This is a genomic window from Bradyrhizobium zhengyangense, assembly GCF_022012555.1.
GTDB lineage: Bacteria > Pseudomonadota > Alphaproteobacteria > Rhizobiales > Xanthobacteraceae > Bradyrhizobium > Bradyrhizobium zhengyangense.
Genome location: NZ_JAKLTZ010000058.1, coordinates 1 through 3,256, shown reverse-complemented (window position 1 = coordinate 3,256; position 3,256 = coordinate 1). Strand labels below are relative to the sequence as shown.

Annotated in this window: 6 protein-coding genes; 5 read left to right on the top strand and 1 reads right to left on the bottom strand. The window is 53.5% G+C overall.

The window, feature by feature from the left end:
• From L6639_RS42740 to L6639_RS42720, 5 genes are all read left to right on the top strand, one after another.
• A partial coding sequence (locus L6639_RS42740) for a hypothetical protein (RefSeq protein ID WP_237867351.1) occupies nt 1-378 on the top strand: 378 nt, incomplete at its 5' end.
• A gap of 95 nt (nt 379-473) precedes the next feature.
• Entirely contained in the window at nt 474-1,307 is an 834-nt protein-coding gene (locus tag L6639_RS42735) for a replication-relaxation family protein (protein ID WP_237867349.1), read from the top strand.
• A gap of 1 nt (nt 1,308) precedes the next feature.
• Nucleotides 1,309-1,512, top strand: coding sequence for a C2HC-type zinc finger protein (locus tag L6639_RS42730; RefSeq protein ID WP_237867347.1), 204 nt, complete (start codon nt 1,309-1,311; stop codon nt 1,510-1,512).
• A 122-nt stretch (nt 1,513-1,634) separates the two neighbouring features.
• The gene (locus tag L6639_RS42725) at nt 1,635-2,120 is read left to right on the top strand and encodes a hypothetical protein (RefSeq protein ID WP_237867345.1); all 486 of its coding nucleotides are present in this window, start codon (nt 1,635-1,637) and stop codon (nt 2,118-2,120) included.
• 146 nt (nt 2,121-2,266) lie between these two features.
• Nucleotides 2,267-2,926, top strand: a complete 660-nt coding sequence (locus L6639_RS42720) for a hypothetical protein (protein WP_237867343.1) — start codon at nt 2,267-2,269, stop codon at nt 2,924-2,926.
• 63 nt (nt 2,927-2,989) lie between these two features.
• On the opposite strand, the gene L6639_RS42715 is transcribed toward L6639_RS42720, so the two are convergent.
• The coding region (locus tag L6639_RS42715) for a hypothetical protein (RefSeq protein WP_237867342.1) at nt 2,990-3,256 on the bottom strand (267 nt) is incomplete at its 5' end.

Genomic DNA, 3,256 nt, shown 5'->3' with positions numbered 1-3,256 from the left:
CCAGGAGCTTCACGACCCGCCCCGAAAGCGGCAGATCGGTCACACGGCGCCGATAGCGGCTGTGGACACGTCGGGAAACCAAGCGGTGAACGCGATTCTGCCGCAGCGAGCGAGGAGCACCAAGAGGATATCTTCGATTCCCGCTATGATCAGGAACAGGAAGTAACCGTCAATCCGGCTCGCGCAAAGCGAGGCTTTGTTCTCACCATTAAAGCGCCGAACGGACGCAGCTACCAGATTCCCGTGCCACCCGGCACCAGCACAAGTTTCCGTCATTGTGTCAAAGGCGCCAGTCAATTGCGTCGACCGGATGGCTCTTTCGGAAGTCTTTGGGTCGACGTCAACATAGTTGAAATGAACAAAAGAGAAGAATGGTAGAATGAGTGTAGAGCGCTACATAGCTCCGCACTCATCTTCCTCGGTCGTCATACCTCCCTTAGACGCGCTCTCGAAATTGGCGTAGCCAATCTTGTATGAAAGAGCGTCATATCGAAACGTTCAAGTTGTGCGATCGCTACCGCTATGTGCGGAGCAATTTTATTGCTGCCTATCATGGCACTTCCCCTCAGCACCGCAAACGCGAGCTTGGGCCCCTCACTAAACAAGGCTATCTCGCCAGACCAGAGCAGCAGAAGGATAGCGCAAACTATCGCTACAGTTCGCGCGTATATGAACTGACTGCACGCGGTAAGGCCGAGCTGGCAAAGATTGGTCATGAGCCGACAGCCTGGAAGGGCGAGCGGCAATTTTGGCACCAGTTGATGGTTGCTGACATTGTGTTGTCCATCGAAATTGCCTGCCGATCGCGGGGACTCCGCTTTCGACATCGGCACGAACTGATTGGGCATGCACCGCTCTCATTTCAAACCGATATTTCATTCCGCCACGCCAATGGCAGGGTGGAAACGTACAGTGGACGCTTGCAGCCTGACGACTTGTTCGCAATCAACGACACCTATTTTGCGCTCGAAGCGGACCGGGAGCACGAGCCCATCACCCGCCCCACTCTTCAGACATCGAGCTATGCGCGCAAACTTCTTCAATATCGCGATGTGCTAGTGCGGAAAGCATACAAGGGCTTATTCCCTAATTTGATGGTTCTCAACATCACCACGAGCGAGCGGCACGCCGCCAACATTACCGCGTTCATGGATCAGGTACTCGAAGCGAAGTCCCAATCGCTTCTGTTCAAAGGCATTCCGATCCTTGGATCTCGGGAGAAACATCCCGAGCCGTTGACTACACTACTCGATGAACCGTTCCACCGGGTGGGCCATCCCCCATTTATCATCTCAAAGGAGGTCTAAAATGGACTACGACATCGAAAAGGCAAAAGAGCTGATCGAACAACGTGAAGAAATTGACCGACAGCTTGCGGCAATCTTCAACGGATCAACTGCATCTGCTGTAAAGACGCGGGCTCCTCAGAAATGTTCACGGTGTAATAAGGAGGGGCATTCGGCGCGTACCTGCCCTGAAAAGGAGACCCCGATTCCCGCGCCTTCGCTCTAAAACTGCTCCTCCGCCCGGTCGGCCTTTTTCTTCATCACCGAAGGCGATTGTTCGACGCGTACGACTTCCGCGTGTACCGGACCCATGCTATAGGAGAGAGATACTATAGAAGGATATTGAGCATGGACTCAGCTAGTGCGATTGCGATGGCTCTTGCGTTAGGCGCAGGAGCCGTTGCCGGCAAGAAACTGGTCGAGGAAGTGGTCAAGGACGCCTATCAGTCCTTAAAAGGACTAGTTCGGAACAGATACCCAGCAGTGTCTGTGGACCCCGTCGAGGGGGCTCCAGCCTCGACCGAAACCCGTAGTGCTTTGGCGCAGACCCTTTCGAGTTCAGGAGCGTCAAACGATCCAGAGCTGGTGAAAGCCGCCGCTGAGGTGCTTCGATTGATCAAGCAACAATCATCCGAAACCATCAAAGCCGTCGGCGTCAATTTAGAAGATGTTGAGGCAGCCAACATCCGATTGTCGGATATTATCGCCGCTGGCACAGGTGTAAATCTAGCCCGAACGAAAGTGATAGGTGATATAGAAATTAAGCAGGTCCGTGCGGGCGTTTCTACTCAGCAACCTAGCGGGAGCGAGGCAGACGACTCAAAAAAAAACTGAGAGACCTGCTGAGTCCGCTCATTCATTTTTCAGAAACTTCAGTCGGCGGCGACGTAAGTATCGATCTCTTTATAGAACGGCTTGTCGTTCAAGCGCATGATCAGGCGGCCAAGCGCAAGAAATGGCGATCTCTCGGTGTGTTCAGGATGCCCGCTACATTTAGCGTACAGGCGTTCGCGGAAAGCATTGGCTTTGGCTTAGTGGATGCCTTCAAACATCGAGAGCCGGTCGAGTTCGTTGTGCTGGCCGCACGTGTGGACTACCGAGGCCACGCAGCATATTCCTTAACAAGCCCCTACATTGAATTGACCGAGGCTGCTTTAAACCGAGTACAGAGAGTGGTTTCCCTCCACAAGGAGCACGGCCCTGATGGAAAAGAAGAAGCCAAGCGCCTTTATCAACAGGAACTTGAGATAGCGTTGGAAGGCTTCCATATTTCCGGAAGCGTCATCCTCGAGGACGGCCTCAACTGTGTTCGTGTGCGCTGCGATCCCCGTACTCGCACAGCTCACCTCCAACCTTTCTCACCGCGATCGACAAAACCACAGGACTATCCAAATCGACTCTCGTATACAAGCGAGATCTTAGAATATGCAGTTGCGCTCTTAAACGCAAAATATCTGATCGTGGATGCTGACGATCCAGCTCTTCAGAATCTATATCCATTGGTAAAGTTGCTCTCGCGCTTTATGGATCATCACAGTATTGATCTCGGCCACTTCCGCGTAAATGATGCCGATCCGGAGGAATGGGACTTCGAAAATGCGGAGCTGGACTACGAGCTAGGTACTTCGCGTAAAGACTGAAGCGCGCGGTACTCGCCCTGTGCACAATAAAAAGGCCCCGATCATGTCGGGGCCTTTCTCTTTTCAGTCCTTGTAGGGAAACAGGACCAAGCGGCCGTCGATCGGCAGCGCGTGCAAGCTGATCGAGATGCCGTCTTTGTCGACCGTCCAGGCCGCGCCAACTTCGTGATAGAAGTTGTTCGGCTCTTCGCCCTCCTTCGCGATGTTGCGCGACACGAAGACTTTGTAGTCCGGCTTACGGTTCGCCACAGGTTGCGGATTCCGATGATCTCGCCCGGGTGTACCGATTTGATCTCGCCCAGGATTCCGAGATGATCTCGCCCACCGTTC